The organism is Pseudomonas sp. UBA3149 (assembly GCF_002364655.1).
GTDB classification, from domain to species: domain Bacteria; phylum Pseudomonadota; class Gammaproteobacteria; order Pseudomonadales; family Pseudomonadaceae; genus Chryseomonas; species Chryseomonas luteola.
Genome location: NZ_DEYV01000010.1, coordinates 544,996 through 565,341 on the forward strand (window position 1 = coordinate 544,996; position 20,346 = coordinate 565,341).

Annotated in this window: 19 protein-coding genes and 3 tRNA genes; 21 read left to right on the forward strand and 1 reads right to left on the reverse strand. The window is 55.8% G+C overall.

Features of this window, described 5'->3' with window-relative positions; genetic code table 11:
• The first annotated feature begins 25 nt into the window (after nt 1-25).
• The 18 genes from B3729_RS08565 (at nt 26) to B3729_RS08650 (ending at nt 16,423) form a co-directional block, all read left to right on the forward strand.
• Nucleotides 26-499 carry a glycine zipper 2TM domain-containing protein gene (locus B3729_RS08565; RefSeq protein ID WP_010794964.1) on the forward strand — a complete coding sequence of 158 codons (474 nt, stop codon included), beginning with the start codon at nt 26-28 and terminating at the stop codon, nt 497-499.
• A gap of 276 nt (nt 500-775) precedes the next feature.
• Entirely contained in the window at nt 776-1,996 is a 1,221-nt protein-coding gene (locus B3729_RS08570; protein ID WP_286787610.1) for an aspartate aminotransferase family protein, read from the forward strand.
• A 75-nt stretch (nt 1,997-2,071) separates the two neighbouring features.
• Nucleotides 2,072-3,088, forward strand: coding sequence for an arginine/ornithine succinyltransferase subunit alpha (gene aruF, locus B3729_RS08575; RefSeq protein ID WP_286787611.1), 1,017 nt, complete (start codon nt 2,072-2,074; stop codon nt 3,086-3,088).
• 94 nt (nt 3,089-3,182) lie between these two features.
• Nucleotides 3,183-4,193 (forward strand): arginine N-succinyltransferase, encoded by a 1,011-nt coding sequence (gene astA, locus B3729_RS08580; RefSeq protein WP_010794961.1) that lies wholly within the window; start codon nt 3,183-3,185, stop codon nt 4,191-4,193.
• A gap of 11 nt (nt 4,194-4,204) precedes the next feature.
• Nucleotides 4,205-5,668, forward strand: a complete 1,464-nt coding sequence (gene astD, locus B3729_RS08585; protein ID WP_286787612.1) for a succinylglutamate-semialdehyde dehydrogenase — start codon at nt 4,205-4,207, stop codon at nt 5,666-5,668.
• On the forward strand, nt 5,665-7,011 hold the full coding sequence (astB, locus tag B3729_RS08590) for an N-succinylarginine dihydrolase (protein WP_286787613.1): 1,347 nt from the start codon (nt 5,665-5,667) through the stop codon (nt 7,009-7,011). The genes astD and astB overlap by 4 nt, the downstream gene beginning before the upstream one ends.
• 8 nt (nt 7,012-7,019) lie before the next feature.
• A complete protein-coding gene (locus B3729_RS08595) occupies nt 7,020-7,304 on the forward strand; it encodes a hypothetical protein (RefSeq protein WP_010794958.1) in 285 nt (94 codons plus the stop codon).
• A gap of 28 nt (nt 7,305-7,332) precedes the next feature.
• The gene (gene astE / locus B3729_RS08600) at nt 7,333-8,352 is read left to right on the forward strand and encodes a succinylglutamate desuccinylase (protein WP_286787614.1); all 1,020 of its coding nucleotides are present in this window, start codon (nt 7,333-7,335) and stop codon (nt 8,350-8,352) included.
• Nucleotides 8,353-8,407: 55 nt separating this feature from the next.
• A complete protein-coding gene (gene ltaE, locus B3729_RS08605) occupies nt 8,408-9,412 on the forward strand; it encodes a low-specificity L-threonine aldolase (protein WP_010794956.1) in 1,005 nt (334 codons plus the stop codon).
• A gap of 120 nt (nt 9,413-9,532) precedes the next feature.
• Nucleotides 9,533-12,157 (forward strand): alanine--tRNA ligase, encoded by a 2,625-nt coding sequence (gene alaS / locus B3729_RS08610; RefSeq protein WP_286787615.1) that lies wholly within the window; start codon nt 9,533-9,535, stop codon nt 12,155-12,157.
• Nucleotides 12,158-12,254: 97 nt separating this feature from the next.
• Entirely contained in the window at nt 12,255-13,490 is a 1,236-nt protein-coding gene (locus tag B3729_RS08615; protein WP_010794954.1) for an aspartate kinase, read from the forward strand.
• Between the two features lie 165 nt (nt 13,491-13,655).
• Nucleotides 13,656-13,841 (forward strand): carbon storage regulator CsrA, encoded by a 186-nt coding sequence (gene csrA / locus B3729_RS08620; protein WP_010794953.1) that lies wholly within the window; start codon nt 13,656-13,658, stop codon nt 13,839-13,841.
• 59 nt (nt 13,842-13,900) lie between these two features.
• Nucleotides 13,901-13,991: transfer RNA gene (locus tag B3729_RS08625), tRNA-Ser, on the forward strand.
• A 108-nt stretch (nt 13,992-14,099) separates the two neighbouring features.
• Nucleotides 14,100-14,176: transfer RNA gene (locus tag B3729_RS08630), tRNA-Arg, on the forward strand.
• 67 nt (nt 14,177-14,243) lie between these two features.
• Nucleotides 14,244-14,320: transfer RNA gene (locus tag B3729_RS08635), tRNA-Arg, on the forward strand.
• A gap of 83 nt (nt 14,321-14,403) precedes the next feature.
• On the forward strand, nt 14,404-14,841 hold the full coding sequence (locus tag B3729_RS08640; RefSeq protein ID WP_019365431.1) for an acyl-CoA thioesterase: 438 nt from the start codon (nt 14,404-14,406) through the stop codon (nt 14,839-14,841).
• A 17-nt stretch (nt 14,842-14,858) separates the two neighbouring features.
• Nucleotides 14,859-15,824, forward strand: coding sequence for a tRNA dihydrouridine synthase (locus B3729_RS08645; protein ID WP_010794951.1), 966 nt, complete (start codon nt 14,859-14,861; stop codon nt 15,822-15,824).
• Between the two features lie 128 nt (nt 15,825-15,952).
• A complete protein-coding gene (locus tag B3729_RS08650; protein ID WP_010794950.1) occupies nt 15,953-16,423 on the forward strand; it encodes an Hsp20 family protein in 471 nt (156 codons plus the stop codon).
• 56 nt (nt 16,424-16,479) lie between these two features.
• On the opposite strand, the gene B3729_RS08655 is transcribed toward B3729_RS08650, so the two are convergent.
• Nucleotides 16,480-17,352 carry a LysR family transcriptional regulator gene (locus B3729_RS08655; RefSeq protein WP_286787616.1) on the reverse strand — a complete coding sequence of 291 codons (873 nt, stop codon included), beginning with the start codon at nt 17,350-17,352 and terminating at the stop codon, nt 16,480-16,482.
• Between the two features lie 124 nt (nt 17,353-17,476).
• On the opposite strand from B3729_RS08655, the gene leuC reads away from it, so the two are divergent.
• Genes leuC through B3729_RS08670 form a run of 3 tightly spaced genes read left to right on the forward strand, consistent with a single transcriptional unit; the run spans nt 17,477 to nt 20,331 of the window.
• Nucleotides 17,477-18,901 (forward strand): 3-isopropylmalate dehydratase large subunit, encoded by a 1,425-nt coding sequence (leuC, locus tag B3729_RS08660; RefSeq protein WP_019365757.1) that lies wholly within the window; start codon nt 17,477-17,479, stop codon nt 18,899-18,901.
• Nucleotides 18,902-18,911: 10 nt separating this feature from the next.
• Nucleotides 18,912-19,556, forward strand: coding sequence for a 3-isopropylmalate dehydratase small subunit (gene leuD, locus B3729_RS08665; RefSeq protein ID WP_286787617.1), 645 nt, complete (start codon nt 18,912-18,914; stop codon nt 19,554-19,556).
• A gap of 10 nt (nt 19,557-19,566) precedes the next feature.
• Entirely contained in the window at nt 19,567-20,331 is a 765-nt protein-coding gene (locus B3729_RS08670; RefSeq protein WP_286787618.1) for a class I SAM-dependent methyltransferase, read from the forward strand.
• Nucleotides 20,332-20,346: the final 15 nt, after the last annotated feature.

The following is a 20,346-nucleotide window of genomic DNA, read 5'->3' on the forward strand; positions in this document are numbered from 1 at the left end:
GCCCTGTAGGAACTGGAGTTGAATGATGAACAAGACCACTCAAATTATTACTGCACTGACCGCCTCCGCGCTGCTGGCCGGGTGCGTATCCAGCCAGACCGGTGACGTGTACTCACGCGATGAGGCTCGTCAGGTTCAGACCGTACGCATGGGGACCATCACAGCCTTGCGCCCCGTTAAGATTGAAGGAACCAAGACCCCCATCGGCGCAGGTGCCGGTGCGGCGGTAGGTGGTATCGCCGGCAGTGGCGTAGGTGGCGGTCGGGGTAGCTATGTCGCCGCTATCGTGGGCGCCGTAGCGGGTGGCCTGCTTGGTGCCGCCACTGAAGAAGGTTTTACTCGCGCCAACGGTGTAGAGGTGACGGTACGTGAAGACGACGGCAGTACACGTGCCTATGTACAGGAAGTCAGCAAGGGAGAGGTATTCCGGGTAGGCGAGCGCGTACGCATCGTGACGGTAAACGGTACCAGCCGTGTAGCACCTAATTCTGCCCAGTAAGATCAGTGGCCGCAGAAAGCGTTTCTGCGGCCAGTATTTCAGCGTTTCACTCATTGTTGCCTAGCTGTGCATTAAAGATGAGCATCTACTGATGCTTCCCGCATCTCTCCGTACACCCTAGACTGCGTATTGCCGATGTTTTCTGTCGCATATCTGTAAGCCGCTCCGCTGGCTGGTTGTGCGCTGTAAATAGTTGTCGCATAGCGGCAATGCCCGGCGTGATCTACTCCCTACAATCCTTCCATCGCTAGCCCACAACAGGCAGGAGAATTTTCGATGTCTGCTCCGCAGCTCTCGGTGCAACGCACCGACTTCGACCAGATCATGGTGCCCAACTATGCGCCCGCCGCATTCATTCCCGTCCGAGGCGAAGGTTCACGCATCTGGGACCAGGCCGGGCGTGAGCTGATCGACTTCTCCGGCGGCATTGCGGTTAACGCACTGGGGCACGGTCATCCCGCCCTGATGCAGGCCTTAATGGAGCAGGCTAACAAGCTCTGGCATGTATCCAACATCTACACCAACGAGCCTGCATTACGCATGGCTCGCAAGCTGGTTGACGCTACCTTTGCCGACCGGGTGTTTTTTGCCAACTCCGGCGCAGAAGCCAACGAGGCTGCGTTCAAGCTGGCCCGTCGTTACGGGCATGACGTCAGTGGCGGAAGCCGTTATGAAATCATTGCTGCAACCAACAGCTTTCATGGCCGCACACTGTTTACGGTAAGCGTGGGCGGGCAACCCAAGTATTCTGAGGGATTTGGTCCAAAGATCGAAGGTATCACCCATGTGCCTTATAACGATCTGGACGCGCTCAAGGCGGCCGTCTCCGAAAAGACCTGCGCGGTCGTGCTCGAGCCTATCCAGGGCGAGGGTGGCGTACTGCCGGGTGACCAGGCGTATCTGCAAGGCGCACGTGACCTGTGCGACCAATATGGCGCACTGCTTGTATTCGATGAGGTGCAGAGTGGGGTAGGCCGTACCGGCCACCTTTATGCCTACATGCACTACGGCATCACACCTGATGTCCTGACCACAGCCAAGAGCATTGGTGGCGGCTTCCCGTTGGCGGCAATGCTGACAACTGACAAGCTGGCGGCACATCTTTCGGTAGGCACTCACGGCAGCACCTACGGTGGTAACCCTCTCGGCTGTGCTATCGGTTCCGCCCTGCTGGACGTAGTCAACACGCCTGAGGTTTTAGAGGGTGTGAAGACTCGCCATAACCGTTTCCGTACCGCGCTTGAGGCCATGGCCAGCAAGTACGGCATCTTTTCCGGTGTTCGCGGGATGGGCCTGCTGATTGGCGCTCCGCTGAGCGAGCCCTGGAAAGGTCGGGCGAAGGAAGTGCTGACGGCAGCCAACGAGGAGTCGCTGATGGTGCTTCAGGCCGGTCCGGATGTCATCCGCTTTGCTCCCAGTCTGGTCATCAGCGAGGCTGACATTGATGAAGGCCTGGCGCGCCTGGAGCGCGCTGTGGCCCGCATTACCCAGGCTTGAGCCTGAACGTGGCGCAGGGAGGCGCCACGGTATTCAAGAGCGATTTCAATTAGAAAAATTAGAAGGAGTGACTTCATGCTGGTGATGCGACCTGCTCGGGCAGCTGATTTGCCCCATGTGCAGCATCTGGCCGCGGACAGTCCGGTAGGTGTCACCTCTTTGCCGGATGACATCGAGCGGCTCAAGGAAAAGATCCGGGTTTCAGAAGCCTCTTTTGCCGCCGAAGTAAGCTTCAATGGCGAGGAAAGTTATTTCTTCGTTCTGGAGGATTCAGACACGGGGCGTCTGGTTGGCTGTTCAGCCATCATTGCCACGGCTGGCTTTTCCGAACCGTTTTACAGCTTTCGCAACGAGACCTTTATCCATGCCTCGCGTGAGCTCAAGATTCACAATAAGACGCATGTGCTTTCACTCTGCCACGACCTGACGGGCAACAGTGTGCTGAGCAGCTTCTACATCGATCGTGATTTTCTGGATACCCCTATAGCCGAGCTCAATTCTCGGGGTCGATTGATGTTCATGGCTGGCCATCCCGAGCGATTTGCCGAGTCTGTCGTGGTCGAAATCGTAGGCATGAGTGTCGAGCAGGGCGATTCGCCGTTCTGGGACTCAGTAGGCCGTCACTTCTTTGATGTGAGCTATGCCGAAGCGGAGCGCATCTGCGGTGCCAAGAGTCGCACTTTTTTGGCGGAGCTGATGCCGATCTATCCGATCTATGTGCCGTTGTTGACAGATGCCGCCCAAGAGGCCATTGGCCAGGTTCATCCACGTGCGCAGATCACTTTCGATATCCTGACCCGCGAAGGCTTCGAAACTGACAATTACGTCGATATTTTCGATGGCGGTCCGACGTTGCATGCGCGTACCAACAACATCCGTTCGATGGCAGGGAGTCATGTGGTCGCGGTGGAGGTGCAGGATGCGGTCGACGGCAACCGTGCCTATCTGATCAGCAATGATCTGCTACAGGACTTCCGTGCCATTGTTCACGAGCTCGATTGGGAGCCAGGAGCGCCGGCAGTTCTGTCGAGTGCCGCCGCCGCCGCGCTCAACGTCAAGGCTGGCGATACCGTACGGCTCGTCGCTGTTTAACCATGATACGTGCTGTCGTCATGAGAGTAGTGCGTGCCCAGGGCACGTCAGACGCAGGCGCGGCGAAGCGCCGGCCTGGGTCATCGGAGGGAATATGATCATTCGTCCTGTCACCCGCGCGGATCTGCCCGCGCTAATCGAGCTTGCGCGCACTACAGGCGCCGGGCTTACCACTTTGCCTGCCAGTGAAGAGCGTCTGGCTCATCGGGTGGAATGGGCTGAAAAAACCTTCCGCGGCGACGTCGAGCGTGCCGATGCGGATTATCTCTTCGTACTCGAGCAGGACGATGGCACCGTTATCGGTATTTCCGGTATTGCCGGCGCCGTAGGTCTACGTGAGCCCTGGTACAACTACCGGGTGGGGCTGACAGTCAGTGCCTCTCGCGAACTCAATATCCACCAGCAGATTCCCACGCTGTTCATGGCCAATGACCTGACCGGTAATTCGGAGCTCTGCTCGTTATTTCTGCACGCAGGCCATCGTAACGGATTGAACGGCCGTCTGTTGTCCAAGGCGCGCTTTCTGTTCATCGCCGAGTTCCGCTCGTTGTTCTCAGATAAGCTGATCGCAGAAATGCGTGGGGTGTCGGACAGCCGAGGACTTTCGCCTTTCTGGGAAAACCTGGGGCGTAACTTCTTCAAGATGGAGTTTTCTCAAGCGGATTACCTGACCGGTGTGGGCAATAAGTCATTCATTGCCGAACTCATGCCCAAGTTTCCGCTTTACACGTGTTTCCTTTCAGAGCAAGCACGGGCTGTCATTGGTCGCGTCCATCCTGATACCGAGCCTGCACTTCGCATGCTCAATGCAGAAGGGTTTGCCTACCAGGGATATGTGGACATCTTCGACGCGGGCCCGGCAATTGAATGCGAAACCGACAAGGTTCGTGCCATTCGGGATAGCCAGATACTCGTTTTGTCCATCGGCACGCCGGGCGAAGATGCCCAGCCCTATGTAATTCACAACCGTAAGCGAGAAGGCTGCCGAATTACCGCTGCACCTGCACGGGTAGCCTCTGGAACACTGGTGGTTGACCCTGTTACGGCGAGAAGGCTGCAGCTGTCTGCTGGCGCTCAGGTCCGCGCAGTGTCAGTAGCGCCCTAGGAGAAAACGACATGAGTACGCATTACATTGGCGGTCAATGGCTGGCTGGCGAAGGCGCCGAATTCACTTCGCTCAACCCTGTCGGGCAAATCGTGATCTGGCATGGAAACGAAGCCTCTGACAAGCAGGTATCGGACGCTATAGCCGCTGCTCGCGCCGCTTTTCCTGCATGGGCTCGCAAGCCGCTGGACGAGCGTATCAAGGTGCTCGAAGCCTTTGCAGCAACACTCAAGACGCGTAGTCAGGAACTGGCCAATACCATTGGTGTGGAAACCGGCAAGCCTCTTTGGGAAGCTGCGACAGAAGTCACCAGTATGATAAACAAGGTGGCCATCTCGGTTCAGGCCTACCATGAGCGCACGGGTGAAAAGGCGGGCGTCTTGGGCGAGGCTAGAACGCGGCTACGACACAAGCCCCATGGTGTTGTTGCGGTATTTGGTCCTTATAACTTCCCAGGCCACTTACCCAACGGGCATATCGTGCCGGCTTTGCTGGCAGGAAATACTGTTGTTTTCAAGCCCAGTGAGATGACGCCTGCTGTCGCCGAGCTGACGGTCAAGTGCTGGATCGAGGCGGGGTTACCGGAAGGTGTACTCAACCTAGTGCAAGGGGCTCGCGCTACTGGTGTTGCCTTGGCTGCGCAGCCTGACCTCGATGGGCTGTTCTTTACGGGGTCAAGCCGGACGGGCGCCTTGCTCCATCAACAGTTTGCCGGTGCCCCCCACAAGATCCTGGCGCTTGAAATGGGAGGGAATAATCCGCTGGTGGTCGACACGGTCGATCAGATCGATGCAGCGGTCTACACGATTGTACAGTCTGCCTTCATTTCAGCCGGGCAACGCTGCACTTGTGCACGCCGTCTGTTAGTACCGAATACGGAGCAGGGCGACATCATTCTGGAGCGTCTGGTACAGGCAGCGGCCAGGCTGCAAGTAGGGCGGTTTGATGAAGAGCCTGCTCCTTTCCTGGGGGCTGTGATCTCTCTGGACGCTGCCCGCCAGCTACTTGAAGCACAAGAGCGTTTCCTGGCCAAGGGTGCAATGCCGCTACTGACCATGACTCAGCCCAACGCTGAGAGCGCTTTGCTCACGCCTGGCATTCTGGATGTGACCAGCGTTGCCGATCGTCCTGACGAGGAGTTCTTCGGGCCGTTGCTGCAAGTCATTCGCTATGAGAGCTTCGACGAGGCTGTACGCGAGGCTAACACTACCCGCTTTGGCCTGGCGGCAGGCTTGCTCTCGTCATCCAGCGCGAGGTACGAACAATTCCTGATCGAGTCGCGCGCGGGCATTGTCAATTGGAACAGGCCTTTGACAGGTGCTGCCAGCAGTGCTCCCTTTGGCGGTATAGGCGCTTCCGGCAATCATCGTCCCAGTGCTTATTATGCGGCGGACTACTGCGCTTATCCGGTCGCCTCGCTGGAAGCCGACACGCTTGATTTACCGGCAACACTGTTGCCTGGAGTCCATCTATGAACGCTTATGAAGTCAATTTTGACGGATTGGTCGGCCCCACCCATAACTATGGTGGGCTTTCCTATGGAAACGTAGCCTCTCAAAGCAATGGGCAGCTCACTTCGAATCCTCGCGAAGCCGCTCGCCAGGGGCTGGCCAAAATGAAAGCGTTGATGGAGCTCGGCTTCAAACAGGGCGTATTCGCGCCTCAGGAGCGTCCCCACGTTGCTGCGTTGCGCCAGCTGGGCTTCACCGGGACAGATGCTCAGGTCATAGAGCGCGCCGCCAGGGAAGCCTTGCCGCTGCTTGCCTCGGTCAGCTCTGCTTCTTCAATGTGGACGGCCAATGCCGCTACCATCAGTCCTAGCGCAGATACGGCAGATGGACGGGTGCACTTCACGGCAGCCAACCTGAACAGTAAGTTTCATCGTAGCATCGAGCACCCTACGACCAGTCGTGTACTGGCAGCCATGTTTCGTGATGAAACGCATTTTGCGCATCATATGGCCTTGCCGGCCGTAAACCAGTTTGGTGATGAAGGGGCTGCCAATCACACGCGTTTCTGCCGCGACTATGACGAGGCTGGCGTAGAGTTCTTCGTGTTTGGTCGGAGTGCTTTCGACAACCGCTACCCGGCGCCGCAGCGTTATCCGGCGCGTCAAACCCTGGAAGCCTCCCAGGCCATAGCGCGGCTGCATGGACTGACGGAAGAGGGTGTGGTCTATGCTCAGCAGAATCCTGAAGTCATCGACCAGGGGGTCTTCCACAATGACGTGATCGCGGTGGGCAATGCTGAAGTATTGTTCTATCACGAGGATGCTTTCCTCGAAAGCGATCGCGTGCTCAAGGAGTTGACCGACAAGCTGGCTCGACGTGGCGGGACGCTGCGCGCCGTATGCGTACCCCGTAGTCAGGTAAGCGTCAATGACGCGGTACGGTCTTACCTGTTCAATAGCCAATTGCTGCTCAAGCCGGATGGCCAGACACTACTGATCGTGCCTGAAGAGTGCCGCCAGAATGCTCAGGTGTGGACATATCTGGATCAGCTCGTCAAAAGTGATGGGCCTATCCGCGAGGTCAAGGTATTCGACCTCAAACAGAGCATGCAGAACGGTGGGGGGCCAGCCTGTCTACGGCTACGTGTAGCGCTGAAGCAGACAGAGCTTGAAGCCGTCAATCCTGGTGTGCTGATGACGTCCGAGCTCTATACACGACTGGTAACCTGGGTAGATACTCACTACCGGGATCGCCTTAACGTATCTGATCTGGCTGATCCGCAGCTACTATTCGAGTGCCGAACAGCCCTGGATGAGCTTACACAAATCTTGAAGCTGGGTTCGGTTTATCCATTCCAGATCGATTGAGTACAGACATGATCGAAAGCTTGTCCCTTATTCTCGAAGACACCCAAGGCGAGCGCCGCGAAGCGCGAGCTGCCCGCGTTGCCGTTCAAATCAATGGCCGTGACCTCTGGCTGGAGCCAGACGGACAGGGTGGGCTTACGATCTATGCCGAGTCCTTTGAAGATGAGGCTGAGACCCCGGTACTGGGGTTACGCCCGCAGGCAGTGAACCAGTTTGGACTGGCGCTCAGTCTGGAGCCGGTCGAAGAGGACCATGAGCATGGTCCAGATTGTGGTTGTGGGCATGATCACTGACTAACACTACTTGCCAGCCAGGATCATCATGACGGAACAGTACGGTCTTTCTCTGGGCAAACTGCTTGAACTCACACTGGCTGGCCGAGAGCCAGCCGAAAAAATCCAGGTCACCTCCAGCGGTATTCGCTTGCAGTGGTTGAGTGAGGGCGCCTTGCTCGTCAAGCCGTCCAACGGAACGGATGCAGGGGTCGACCTTCTGCTTTCAGCCGGTATTCACGGCAACGAGACAGCACCTATCGAAATGCTGGATCGGCTGCTCAAACGCATTGCGAGAGGTGAGATAAAGCCTCGTGTTCGCATTCTCTTTCTTCTGGGCAATCCTGAAGCCATGCGGCGCAACGTTCGCTTTGTCGAGCAGGATATGAATCGCCTGTTCAACGGTAAGCATGTGCTGACGTCAGGATTCGAAGCTCAGCGGGCCGATCAGCTGGAGCGCTTGGTCGCACAGTTTTTCAGCGAGCCGGACAGGGCTCGACTGCATTACGATCTGCATACGGCGATCCGTGGTTCCGCTATCGAGCGTTTTGCGCTGTATCCCTGGAGCGAGGGGCGAGAGCACTCGCAGGCCGAGATGGCCAGGCTCGAAGCCGCCGGTATTGACGCTGTGCTATTGCAGAGCAAGCCTGGTATCACCTTCAGCGCTTACAGCTACGCGGCCCATCAGGCTGAAGCCTTTACGCTTGAGTTGGGAAAGGCTCGTCCATTCGGTCAGAATGCCGGAGTCGATGTCAGTCAGCTCGAGTCCCGACTCAAGGCTATGATTGAGCAGTGCGAGCCCGAGTTGCCGCAAACACTGGAGCGGCTCAAGGTGTTTCACGTATCGCGAGAAATCATCAAGCAGAGTGAAGCGTTTCGCCTGCATCTGGCTGACGATGTCGCGAATTTCAGTCCACTGCCCGAAGGCTATCTGCTTGCAGAGGATGGTTCTCAAAAGTGGATAGTCACTGAAACGGACGCCAGGATCATCTTTCCAAATCCCAACGTAAGGCCCGGTCTGCGCGCAGGGATTTTGATCGTTCCAACCAAAGCTTTAGACAATTCGTGATTTTCGAGGCGGCTTTGCATTAGCATCGGGATTTTCTCTTTCCGGAGCTGTTTGCATGAGCCTCATCGATTTGAGAAGCGATACCGTCACCCAGCCTACGCCAGCGATGCGCGACATCATGGCGAAGGCTGAGGTGGGGGACGACGTCTACGGTGAGGACCCTACCGTTCTCAAGTTGCAGCATTATCTGGCAGATGAGCTGGGTTTCGAGGCTGGTTTGTTTGTGCCGAGTGGGACCATGAGCAACCTGCTGGGGCTGATGGGGCACTGCGAGCGAGGTGATGAATACCTAGTAGGGCAGCTGGCGCATACCTACAAATATGAAGGCGGTGGGGCCGCTGTTCTGGGCTCGATCCAGCCACAGCCAGTCGAGATGGAGGCTGACGGAAGCCTGGATCTGGATCGCGTAGCGTCCTACATCAAGCCCAGGGATTTTCATTTTGCACGTACCCGCCTTCTGGCGCTGGAAAACACCATGCATGGCAAGGTGCTTCCCCTGAGCTATCTTGCGGATGCACGCCGCTTTACCCACGAGCATGAATTGGCACTCCATCTGGATGGCGCCCGTCTCTACAATGCGGTCGTCAAGCTGGGCGTTCCACCAAAAGACATTACACGTCACTTCGACTCTGTATCGGTGTGCCTCTCAAAAGGTCTTGGCGCGCCAGTAGGATCGGTTCTGTGTGGCAGCCAGGGATTGATCGATAAGGCCATTCGCTGGCGTAAGGTCGTTGGCGGCGGCATGCGCCAGGCGGGCGTCCTGGCGGCAGCAGGACTTTACGCGCTTCAGCACAACGTGACCCGACTGGCAGAAGACCATGCCAACGCAGCACGCCTCGCTGAAGGACTTGAAAAGCTGGGCTACACTGTCGAGCCGGTGCAGACCAATATGGTTTACCTTGCCGCGGGCGACAAGGCTCCCAAACTCGCTTCTTTTCTGCGAGAAAGAGGCATTGTAGTCAGCCCGGCCGCACGGTTAAGGTTGGTGACGCATCTGGATGTATCCAGCGCAAACATTGAAACCGTGCTGGAGGCATTCGCCGCCTATCGCAAGGCCTGAATCCACTTGAATCAAATAGGCAACGCCTATATCGCAAATTGACGACAGCCGGCGCTCCGTCCCGATATACTGCAAGACTTTGCTGGCGCGCTGTAGCCCTGTATCTGTCTGGAAGAATTTATGAAAAGCGCAGAAATCCGTGAAGCCTTCCTCCGCTTCTTTGAAGAGAAGGGGCACACTCGAGTGGCCTCAAGTTCGCTGATCCCCGCGAACGACCCAACCCTGCTGTTCACCAATGCAGGCATGAACCAGTTCAAGGATTGTTTCCTCGGCCTTGAAAAGCGCACCTATACCCGTGCGACCAGCAGTCAGAAATGCGTACGTGCCGGCGGTAAACATAACGACCTGGAAAACGTCGGCTATACAGCACGTCACCACACCTTTTTCGAGATGCTGGGTAACTTCAGCTTTGGCGACTATTTCAAGCGTGACGCCATCAGTTATGCGTGGGAATTCCTGACCTCACCCAAGTGGCTGGGTCTGCCGCAGGAAAAGCTCTGGGTTACCGTCTACGCCACCGACGATGAAGCCTACGACATTTGGACCAAGGACGTTGGCGTGCCTGCCGAGCGCATGGTTCGTATCGGTGATAACAAGGGCGCTCCTTACGCCTCGGATAATTTCTGGGCAATGGGCGACACAGGTCCCTGCGGTCCTTGCACAGAAATCTTCTTCGACCATGGTGAAGGCATCTGGGGCGGTCCACCCGGCTCGCCAGAAGAAGACGGTGATCGTTATATCGAGATCTGGAACAACGTATTCATGCAGTTCAACCGTACGGCTGACGGGGTTCTTCACCCGTTGCCGGCGCCCAGTGTGGATACGGGGATGGGGCTTGAGCGTATCAGTGCCGTTCTGCAGCACGTTCACTCCAACTACGAAATTGATCTGTTCAAGAATCTTTTGGCGGCTTCTGCGCAGGCAATCGGCTGCGCCAATGATGACGCGCCTTCGCTCAAGGTTGTAGCCGACCACATTCGTTCCTGTGGCTTCCTGATTGCCGATGGTGTACTGCCTTCCAACGAAGGTCGCGGCTATGTACTACGTCGTATCGTCCGTCGTGCCTGCCGTCACGGTAATAAGCTCGGCGCCAAGGGTACGTTCTTTCACAAGATCGTGGCGGCCCTGGTGGCTGAAATGGGCCAGGCATTCCCTGAGCTAAAGGATCAGCAGGCACATATCGAGCGCGTTCTACGTACCGAGGAAGAGCAATTTGCCAAAACCTTGGAGCAGGGCCTCAAGATTCTGGAGCAGGATCTGGCTGGCCTTGAAGGCGATGTGATCCCGGGTGATGTGGTGTTCAAGCTGTATGACACCTACGGCTTCCCCGTTGATTTAACAAACGACATCGCACGTGAGCGCAACCTGACCCTGGATGAGGAAGGGTTTGAGCGTGAAATGGAAGCTCAGCGTGAGCGAGCCCGCTCGGCCAGCTCGTTTGGTGTGGACTACAACAGTCTGGTCAAAGTCGAAGGCGAGACGCTCTTCACGGGTTATGACAGTCACGCCGGTAATGGCAAGATCGTTGCGCTGTTCAAGGCGGGCAGCCCGGTGCCTCAACTGGTTGAAGGTGACGAGGGTGTCGTGGTGCTTGATCAGACACCTTTCTACGCCGAGTCGGGCGGTCAGGTGGGTGACAGCGGTTATCTGTTCGCTGACGGCCAGCGTTTCGATGTGCGTGACACCACCAAGGCAGGCGGTGCGTTCCTGCATCATGGCCTGGTTGCCGCTGGTACGCTCAAGGTAGGCGAGACGCTGGAAACACAAGTCGACGCCTCTGTGCGCCAGGCTACGGCACTTAACCACTCGGCGACTCACCTCCTGCACGCCGCACTGCGTAAGGTGCTGGGCGATCACGTCCAGCAAAAGGGCTCTCTGGTTGATAGTCAGCGTCTGCGGTTCGACTTTAGTCACTTCGAGGCTATCAAACCTGAACAGCTCAAGGAGTTGGAAGAAATCGTCAATACCGAGGTTCGCCGGAACACGACGGTTCAAATCGAGCTAATGGACATCGAAAGCGCCAAGCGCAAAGGGGCCATGGCGCTGTTCGGTGAGAAGTATGGCGATACCGTGCGCGTACTGACGATGGGTGACGGCTTCTCCATTGAGCTTTGTGGCGGCACTCACGTTGCCCGCACCGGTGATATTGGTGTGTTCAAGATCATCAGTGAAGGCGGTGTGGCATCGGGTGTACGCCGTATCGAGGCGGTAACTGGTGCTGGTGCGCTGGCATACCTGAACAAGGCGGAAGAGCAGCTCAAGGAAGCGGCAGGCCTGCTCAAAGGCAGTCGTGAAAATGTTCTCGATAAGCTCTCCGGTGTGCTTGAACGTAACCGTCAGCTAGAAAAGGAACTTGAGCAGCTCAAGGCCAAGGCCGCCAGCGCAGCTGGTAATGACCTGGCGGGGTCTGCCGTCGAGATCAAGGGCGTTAAGGTGCTGGCTGCTCGCCTTGATGGGCTGGATAGCAAAGCGCTGATGGCTATGGTCGATCAGCTCAAGAACAAGCTGGGCTCTGCCGTGATTCTGCTGGGTGGCGAGCAAGACGGTAAGGTCGTGCTGGTCGCGGGCGTGACCCAGGATCTGACCGGTCGACTAAAGGCGGGCGATCTGATGAGGCAGGCTGCTGCGCATGTGGGCGGGAAGGGTGGTGGTCGCCCTGATATGGCTCAGGGTGGCGGTACCGATCCGGCTGCGCTGGAAGGCGCACTTGAGTTGGCCCGCAGCTTTGCCGAAGCGGGATTGTGATTGAATAAGCGATGGGGCTCGCATCGCGCTCTGTGAGCCCTTGGCAGGTGTATACCTGAATTGTTAAATGAGCGCCCTCGCGTTAGGCAGCAATCAAATGGCATTGATCGTACAGAAGTTCGGCGGCACCTCGGTGGGTACTGTCGAGCGCATCGAACAGGTGGCCGAAAAGGTCAAGAAGTTTCGCGAAGCCGGTGACGATATCGTAGTAGTGGTTTCTGCCATGAGTGGCGAGACCAATCGTCTGATCGACCTGGCTAAGCAAATCATGCCGCAGCCAAACCCGCGCGAGTTGGATGTAATGGTGTCAACAGGTGAGCAGGTGACCATCGCCATGCTTGCCATGGCATTGACCAAGCGGGGTGTTCCGGCCGTGTCCTTCACCGGTGGACAAGTCCGGATCCTGACCGATAGCGCTTTTACCAAAGCGCGTATCGTCAGCATTGACGAACATCGTATCCGTGCCGAACTCAAGGCAGGGCGAGTCGTGGTTGTGGCAGGTTTCCAAGGCGTGGATGAGCAGGGCAATATCACTACCTTGGGCCGGGGCGGCTCTGACACCACGGGTGTCGCGCTTGCAGCTGCGCTCAAGGCAGATGAATGCCAGATCTATACCGATGTGGACGGTGTGTATACCACTGATCCGCGCGTAGTGCCTCATGCACGTCGTCTTGAAAAGATCACCTTCGAGGAGATGCTGGAAATGGCCAGTCTCGGCTCGAAGGTTCTGCAGATTCGCTCGGTTGAGTTTGCAGGCAAATACAACGTGCCTCTGCGCGTACTTCATAGTTTTAAAGAGGGTCCAGGCACCCTAATTACTCTTGATGACGAGGAATCCATGGAACAGCCGATCATCTCCGGCATCGCCTTTAATCGTGACGAAGCCAAGCTGACCATCCGCGGTGTTCCAGACACCCCGGGCGTTGCATTCAAGATCCTGGGTCCCATCAGTGCGGCCAATATTGAGGTCGACATGATCGTGCAGAATGTTTCGCACGATAACACCACGGACTTCACGTTTACGGTACACCGTAACGACTACCAGAATGCGCTTGAAATCCTAAAGCAGACGGCAGCGACCATCGGCGCACGTGAGGCAACCGGTGATACCAAGATCGCCAAGGTATCAATCGTTGGGGTGGGTATGCGTTCTCATGCCGGGGTAGCGAGTCAAATGTTCGAAGCGCTGGCTAAAGAAAGTATCAATATACAAATGATTTCGACGTCTGAGATCAAGGTGTCGGTCGTTATCGAAGAGAAATACCTGGAATTGGCTGTGCGTGCCCTTCACACGGCTTTCGAACTCGATGCGCCTGCTCGGGTAAGCGAATAGCCAATCTCTCTGGAGGGCGTTTTTGGATGCCTTCCATCGATTTGATCATGCCGCCGGAACTTTCTTTCTGGCGGTATTGGTCAATAGATCAGTAAGGATCGCGGGTTCCCGGAATTGATCCTGATTTTTTTGCAGACTGTGGTCCTGAACGAAAGGAGAAAAGGAATGCTTATTCTAACTCGACGGGTTGGAGAAACCCTTATGGTAGGTGATGAAGTGACCGTAACGGTCTTGGGCGTTAAGGGAAATCAGGTGCGCATTGGGGTGAATGCTCCTAAAGAAGTGGCGGTTCACCGTGAGGAAATCTACCAGCGAATTCAAAAGGAAAAGGACCAAGAACCTAACATCTGATTTTTATTTAACTTTTTGCTTGCATACGGGAAAAAATCGCGTATATTACGCCCCGTCGCGGTGAGGTGGCCGAGAGGCCGAAGGCGCTCCCCTGCTAAGGGAGTACACCTCAAAAGGGTGTCGAGGGTTCGAATCCCTCCCTCACCGCCATTTACGTTACAGGCTCCGGGAAAAGCGATTCAGAGTTCTATCCCTCTGATTCTATTAAGAAATTCGCTTGACTCAAAAAGATATGAGCCTATAATGTGCACCCTCAGCGCGCTCGTAGCTCAGCTGGATAGAGTACTCGGCTACGAACCGAGCGGTCAGAGGTTCGAATCCTCTCGAGCGCGCCATTTTGAAGGGTGTTTAACAAGCACCCGGTTTTACCAGTGGTGGTCTGGAATAAAAGCACCAAGTTGCGCGCTCGTAGCTCAGCTGGATAGAGTACTCGGCTACGAACCGAGCGGTCAGAGGTTCGAATCCTCTCGAGCGCGCCATACCCCAAAGGGCTTGCAGAAATGCAAGCCCTTTGTTTTTGTGCCCTGAAAAAACTTACGCAGACATGTTCCGGCGAGGCTATATGAACTGGGAACTTGAAAATCCGTTCGTCATATCGTTGCAGGTATCAATGACTGACATCGATGCGCTTGGGCATGCCAATAATGCTGTTTACGTCGCCTGGCTAGAACAGTGTGCTTGGCAGCATTCAAGTAGCTTAGGACTTGGTGTTGACGAGTTTCACCGGTTGGACCGCGCCATGGCGGTAGTTCGGCACGAGATCGACTATCTCGCAAGTGCTTTCGAAGGTGATCAGTTGCTGCTGGGAACATGGCTGACTGATTGGGACAGGCGGCTACGTATGACACGTCGTTTTCAACTGATGCGCCCGTCCGATGGTATGACCTTGCTGCGTGCAGTCACGACTTTCGTATGTATAGAGCTCTCTTCAGGTAAGCCGCGGCGTATGCCTGAGGCTTTCATTCAGGGTTACGGTCAGGCGCTGCCTGATTCGCTTTAAGTGTTCCAGAGGTCTACATGCAAATCGCTTTGGCGCCCATGGAGGGGCTGGTTGATGAGATTCTGCGCGACCTGCTGACGCAGGTGGGTGGCATCGACTGGTGTGTCACGGAGTTTATTCGCATTACCAACCGGCTATTGCCTCTAGCAACGTATGAAAAATACGCTCCGGAGTTAGCAAGCGGCTCGATGACGCGAGCGGGAGTACCCATGCGAGTCCAGTTCCTAGGGTCGGACCCTGTCTGCCTGGCAGAGAATGCGGCGTACGCCTGTACGCTGGGTGCTCCGGTCATTGATCTGAATTTTGGTTGTCCTGCCAAGACTGTTAACAACTCCAAGGGCGGTGCCATCCTCCTTAACGAGCCAGAGCTGTTGCACTCGATTGTCTCGCATGTTCGTCGTGCCGTGCCCTCGTCTATCCCGGTGACAGCCAAGATGCGGTTGGGCTATGACAGCCCTGAAGGCGCGCTGGAGTGCGCTCAAGCGTTGGTTTCTGGCGGGGCGCAACAGTTGGTTGTGCATGCCCGTACCAAAAAAGATGGCTATAAACCGCCAGCTCACTGGGAGTGGATTGCCAGGGTTGCGGAAGTCGTCGACGTTCCTGTACTGGCTAACGGCGAGATCTGGACGCTGGAGGATTACTGGCGGTGCCGTGAGGTGTGCGGTATCGCGGAAGTTATGTTGGGGCGTGGATTGGTTTCCCGGCCTGACCTGGCGCGACAGATAGCGGCCAGCGTCAAGGGTGAGCATGTTGAGCCTATGCAGTGGGAAGAGCTGTTCGCGCTGCTACAGATTTTCTGGCTCAAAGCGCGCCAGAAGATGGCGCCACGCTATGCGCCGGGACGTTTCAAGCAGTGGTTGGGTATGCTTTCTCGTAATTATGAGGAGGCGCTGACGTTGTTTGGCGAAATACGCCGTGAGACAGAATGCGAGCGGATCGATACGCTGCTTGGCTTGCAGCCCTCAATTCCTTCGGTTGCATAGTCCAGTTCAGTTACCGTTCATCGGGCGTACCACTTGAAAAAAGCGAGCGGGTTCCTATATGGAATCCTGCAGGGCGCCGAAGTCGGGCCTTGCGTTGAAACTTGCTGATGACTCAGGAGATTCCCTATATGAACACTGCATTCTCTCTTGCTCCCTTGTTCCGCCATTCCGTTGGATTTGACCGCTTCAATGACCTGTTCGAATCCGCGCTGCGCAACGAGTCGGGTAGCTCTTACCCACCCTATAACGTGGAAAAGCACGGCGACGATCGCTATCGCATCGTGATTGCGGCTGCCGGCCTTGCCGAAGACGACCTTGAGCTCGAAGTGGAGCGGGGCGTGTTGACCGTGAAGAGCGGCCGTCGTGAGAAGAGCGCCGACAGCGTGACCTATTTGCACCAGGGCATCGCCCAGCGTGCCTTCAAGCTGTCCTTCCGCCTGGCTGATCATATCGAGGTGAAAGGTGCGAGCTTGAAGAATGGCCTGCTCAACATCGATCTGGTACGTGAAGTACCGGAAGAGGCCAAGCCCAAACGCATCGCCATCAACGGTCAGTTGAGTGCCGATGAAAAGCCTGCACTGGAAGGTCAGAGTGCCTAAGTACAGCGGCCATCAAACAGTAGAAAAGGGGGCGCCATGTGCGGCCCCTTTTTTATTTATACATGCAAATCGTTCAATAGCTTCATAAAGGCCTTGGCTGCATTGGAATGCGTTCGTTCTGTGTGAACGATATAGCCCAGGCGACGTTTGAGGTGTATTCCCGGCAAGGGAAGTCTCACGACTTGGTCATCAAGCATTGTTCGCGGCAGGACACTCCAGGCAATGCCGATGGAGACCATCATTTTAATGGTCTCCAGATAATTTGTGCTCATTGCAATGTTAGGGGTGAGCTGCTGCGCCTCAAATAAGCCCCGCACGATGTGATGGGTAAAGGTATTTCCGCCTGGGAAAACGGCGGGGTGCGCAGCAACGTCAGCCAGACTGATTTGCTCTGACATGGCCAGGGGGTGCTCAGGCGCTGCGACAAAATCGAGGGGGTCATCCCAGACAGGTGAGGCCTGGATAAGCGGCGATGCTTCTGGCGCCAAGGTGATAATGCCAAGTTCCACACGCCCCTGTAGCACTTCCTCATATGCCGCTTCTGAGTCAAGAAAACGAATATCCAGAGAAACTTTTGGGTATAGGCGTGTAAAGGTCCTGAGTACCGGCGGTAGCCGATGTAATCCGATGTGATGACTAGTGGCTAAAATCAGTTTGCCAGCAATCTCTCCATTGAGATTGGCCAGTGCTCTTCGCGTGTCAGCCAAGGCGTCTTTTACTTGGTAGGCCCTGGGCAAAAGCGCTCGGCCTGATTCGGTCAGGCTGATTTCTCGCCCAATACGATCGAAGAGACGCGTTTCCAGTTGCTGTTCAAGACTGGCAATTCGTTTGCTGACGGCAGGTTGTGTCAAATGCAGCCGTTCGCCTGCCTCGGAAAAACTTCCACTCTCAGCAACTGCTATAAACGCATTGAGGTTATTCAGATCCAAAAGATGGATTCCTAATGGTTATGCAGATCATGAAAATTATGAATTTGTTTTATGAGAGCATCAAGCGTTAGGATCACCTTACAAGCCCTAAGGGCATAGAAACACGCCGATGAGGACGTTAGTGATGGCTGGCAAGACCCTTTACGACAAGCTCTGGGATATGCACTTGGTCAAGCAGCGCGATGATGGTTCGGCACTGCTATACATTGATCGTCATATCATTCATGAGGTGACCTCACCTCAGGCATTCGAAGGCCTGCGGTTGGCTGGGCGCAAGCCTTGGCGTCTAGGCGCCAATCTGGCAACGCCAGACCACAACGTGCCAACCACGCCGGATCGTAAGGAAGGTATTGCTTCCATCAAGGATGAGACGTCTCGCATTCAGGTTCGTACGCTCGACGAAAACTGCGATGACTTCGGTATTACTCAATTCAAGATGAATGACGTGCGCCAGGGCATTGTGCATGTCATAGGCCCAGAGCAGGGCGCTATCCTGCCTGGCATGACCGTGGTATGTGGTGACTCCCATACGTCCACCAATGGTGCGCTTGGGGCCTTGGCTCATGGTATCGGGACGTCCGAGGTTGAGCACGTGCTTGCGACCCAGTGCCTGGTCGCGAAGAAAATGAAAAACATGTTGGTACGCGTCGAGGGTGAATTACCTTTCGGCGTAACCGCCAAAGACATCATTCTGGCTGTGATCGGCAAGATCGGTACGGCGGGAGGTAATGGGCACGCTATCGAGTTTGCGGGCAGTGCCATTCGCGCCTTGTCGATGGAAGGCCGAATGACAATCTGCAACATGTCAATTGAGGCGGGCGCACGCGTAGGCATGGTGGCGGTCGATCAGACCACAATCGATTACGTAAAAGGACGCCCTTTTGCCCCTGCGCCCGAGTATTGGGAGCAAGCCGTAGCAGTATGGCGCGGGCTGGTCTCTGATGAAGACGCTGTCTTTGATACCGTCATCGAGTTGGACGCGACCAAGATCAAGCCTCAGGTTAGCTGGGGGACTTCCCCTGAAATGGTGGTTGCGGTAGACCAAGCCGTTCCTGATCCGGCCCAGGAGCGAGACGCCGTGAAGCGTGGCTCTATTGAGCGCGCATTGAAATACATGGGATTGCAGGCCAGTCAGCCTATTACTGATATCCGTCTGGATCGAGTGTTCATTGGCTCCTGTACCAACTCTCGCATTGAAGACCTTCGCGCCGCGGCGGCTGTCGCCAAAGGCCGCAAGGTGGCAAGTTCCATCAAGCAGGCGCTGGTGGTGCCTGGGTCTGGCCTGGTAAAGGCTCAGGCTGAAAAAGAAGGTCTGGATAAGGTCTTTATCGACGCAGGTTTCGAATGGCGTGAGCCGGGCTGCTCAATGTGCCTGGCAATGAACGCGGATCGCCTTGAAAGCGGTGAGCACTGCGCATCCACATCCAACCGCAACTTCGAAGGGCGTCAGGGTGCCGGTGGTCGTACGCATCTGGTAAGTCCCGCCATGGCCGCTGCGGCAGCGATTGCAGGGCATTTCGTTGACGTTCGTGAATTCGGCCGCGTTTAAGGAGCATCTCATGCAGGCATTTACTCAGCATACTGGCTTGGTTGCTCCACTGGATCGCGCCAATGTCGATACGGATCAGATCATCCCTAAGCAGTTTCTGAAATCTATCAAGCGGACCGGCTTTGGCCCCAACCTGTTTGATGAGTGGCGTTATCTGGATGTAGGGCAACCTGGGCAGGACAATAGCCAGCGTCCACTCAATCCGGATTTCGTGCTTAATCAGTCCCGTTACCAGGGTGCCAGCATCCTTCTGGCACAGGAGAATTTCGGGTGTGGATCGTCTCGTGAACACGCGCCCTGGGCGTTGGATGGATACGGCTTTCGCGCTGTGATTGCTCCGAGTTTTGCTGACATCTTTTTCAACAACAGTTTCAAGAACGGTTTATTACCAATCGTCCTGCCAGAACAGGAAGTGAGTGAACTCTTTGCTCAGGTTGAGTCGACAGAAGGGTATACCCTTGAAATCGATTTGGCCTCGCAGGTTGTGAAACGTCCTGATGGCAAAGCCATTCCCTTCGAAATCGACGCGTTCCGCAAGCACTGTTTGCTTAATGGGTTGGATGACATTGGTCTGACCCTGCAGGATGCGGATGCCGTCAGGGCATTCGAAAAGACATACCAACAGGCCAATCCCTGGTTGTTTCAAAACGCATGAGGTAGGCAACATGGCTGATGATCACGAACAAATTGTCCAATCCCAATTCGGTACGATGGCTGAGTCGTACCTGGGGAGTAACGTCCATGCTCAAGGCTCTGAACTGCAGGAGATGCGGGAACAGGTAGCCAAACGCGAGCAGGCAAAGGTTCTGGATCTCGGGTGTGGGGCCGGCCATGTCAGCTACAACATTGCGCCTGTGGCGGGCTCGGTGGTGGCATTGGATCTGTCAGAAGAGATGCTGGCCATCGTCAAGCGTACGGCCAATGAGCGCGGCATCGACAATATCAGTGTGCAACCCGGGATGGCTGAGCGTCTGCCGTTTGGGGATGCCAGCTTTGATTTCGTTCTTAGTCGGTATTCCGCGCATCATTGGCGTGACATCGGCTCAGCTCTGAGCGAGGTGCGGCGTGTGCTGCGTTTCAATGGTCAGGCTGCGTTTGTAGATGTTATCTCGCCTGCCAACCCCCGTCTTGATACCTATCTTCAGACCGTAGAAATCCTGCGTGATAACAGTCACGTCAGAGACTACTCCATGGCTGAGTGGCTCCAGATGCTGGGTGTTGCTCGTCTGGGAGTAACCCGCTGTGTTCGCCAGCGGCTGCGCTTGAACTTCCTGGAGTGGGCTGAGCGGATGAATACGCCTGAGCCCATGCGTCAGGCCATACGCACAGTGCAGGGCCGGATTGGCCAGGAAGTCCGTCATTATTTCGAAATTGACAAGGACGGCTCCTTTACCGTCGATGTGATGGTACTTTGGGCCCAGCCTATATGATCTGGGTGGTGCCCT

What these genes read in the sequence shown, in the direction of transcription:
- astB (WP_286787613.1), top strand. Translation starts at nt 5,665, where the DNA reads ATGAACGCTTATGAAGTCAATTTTGACGGATTGGTCGGCCCCACCCAT.
- astD (WP_286787612.1), top strand. Translation starts at nt 4,205, where the DNA reads ATGAGTACGCATTACATTGGCGGTCAATGGCTGGCTGGCGAAGGCGCC.
- astE (WP_286787614.1), top strand. Translation starts at nt 7,333, where the DNA reads ATGACGGAACAGTACGGTCTTTCTCTGGGCAAACTGCTTGAACTCACA.
- B3729_RS08645 (WP_010794951.1), top strand. Translation starts at nt 14,859, where the DNA reads ATGCAAATCGCTTTGGCGCCCATGGAGGGGCTGGTTGATGAGATTCTG.
- astA (WP_010794961.1), top strand. Translation starts at nt 3,183, where the DNA reads ATGATCATTCGTCCTGTCACCCGCGCGGATCTGCCCGCGCTAATCGAG.
- leuD (WP_286787617.1), top strand. Translation starts at nt 18,912, where the DNA reads ATGCAGGCATTTACTCAGCATACTGGCTTGGTTGCTCCACTGGATCGC.
- B3729_RS08650 (WP_010794950.1), top strand. Translation starts at nt 15,953, where the DNA reads ATGAACACTGCATTCTCTCTTGCTCCCTTGTTCCGCCATTCCGTTGGA.
- csrA (WP_010794953.1), top strand. Translation starts at nt 13,656, where the DNA reads ATGCTTATTCTAACTCGACGGGTTGGAGAAACCCTTATGGTAGGTGAT.
- B3729_RS08570 (WP_286787610.1), top strand. Translation starts at nt 776, where the DNA reads ATGTCTGCTCCGCAGCTCTCGGTGCAACGCACCGACTTCGACCAGATC.
- aruF (WP_286787611.1), top strand. Translation starts at nt 2,072, where the DNA reads ATGCTGGTGATGCGACCTGCTCGGGCAGCTGATTTGCCCCATGTGCAG.
- leuC (WP_019365757.1), top strand. Translation starts at nt 17,477, where the DNA reads ATGGCTGGCAAGACCCTTTACGACAAGCTCTGGGATATGCACTTGGTC.
- B3729_RS08670 (WP_286787618.1), top strand. Translation starts at nt 19,567, where the DNA reads ATGGCTGATGATCACGAACAAATTGTCCAATCCCAATTCGGTACGATG.
- B3729_RS08595 (WP_010794958.1), top strand. Translation starts at nt 7,020, where the DNA reads ATGATCGAAAGCTTGTCCCTTATTCTCGAAGACACCCAAGGCGAGCGC.
- alaS (WP_286787615.1), top strand. Translation starts at nt 9,533, where the DNA reads ATGAAAAGCGCAGAAATCCGTGAAGCCTTCCTCCGCTTCTTTGAAGAG.
- B3729_RS08640 (WP_019365431.1), top strand. Translation starts at nt 14,404, where the DNA reads ATGAACTGGGAACTTGAAAATCCGTTCGTCATATCGTTGCAGGTATCA.
- B3729_RS08565 (WP_010794964.1), top strand. Translation starts at nt 26, where the DNA reads ATGAACAAGACCACTCAAATTATTACTGCACTGACCGCCTCCGCGCTG.
- ltaE (WP_010794956.1), top strand. Translation starts at nt 8,408, where the DNA reads ATGAGCCTCATCGATTTGAGAAGCGATACCGTCACCCAGCCTACGCCA.
- B3729_RS08615 (WP_010794954.1), top strand. Translation starts at nt 12,255, where the DNA reads ATGGCATTGATCGTACAGAAGTTCGGCGGCACCTCGGTGGGTACTGTC.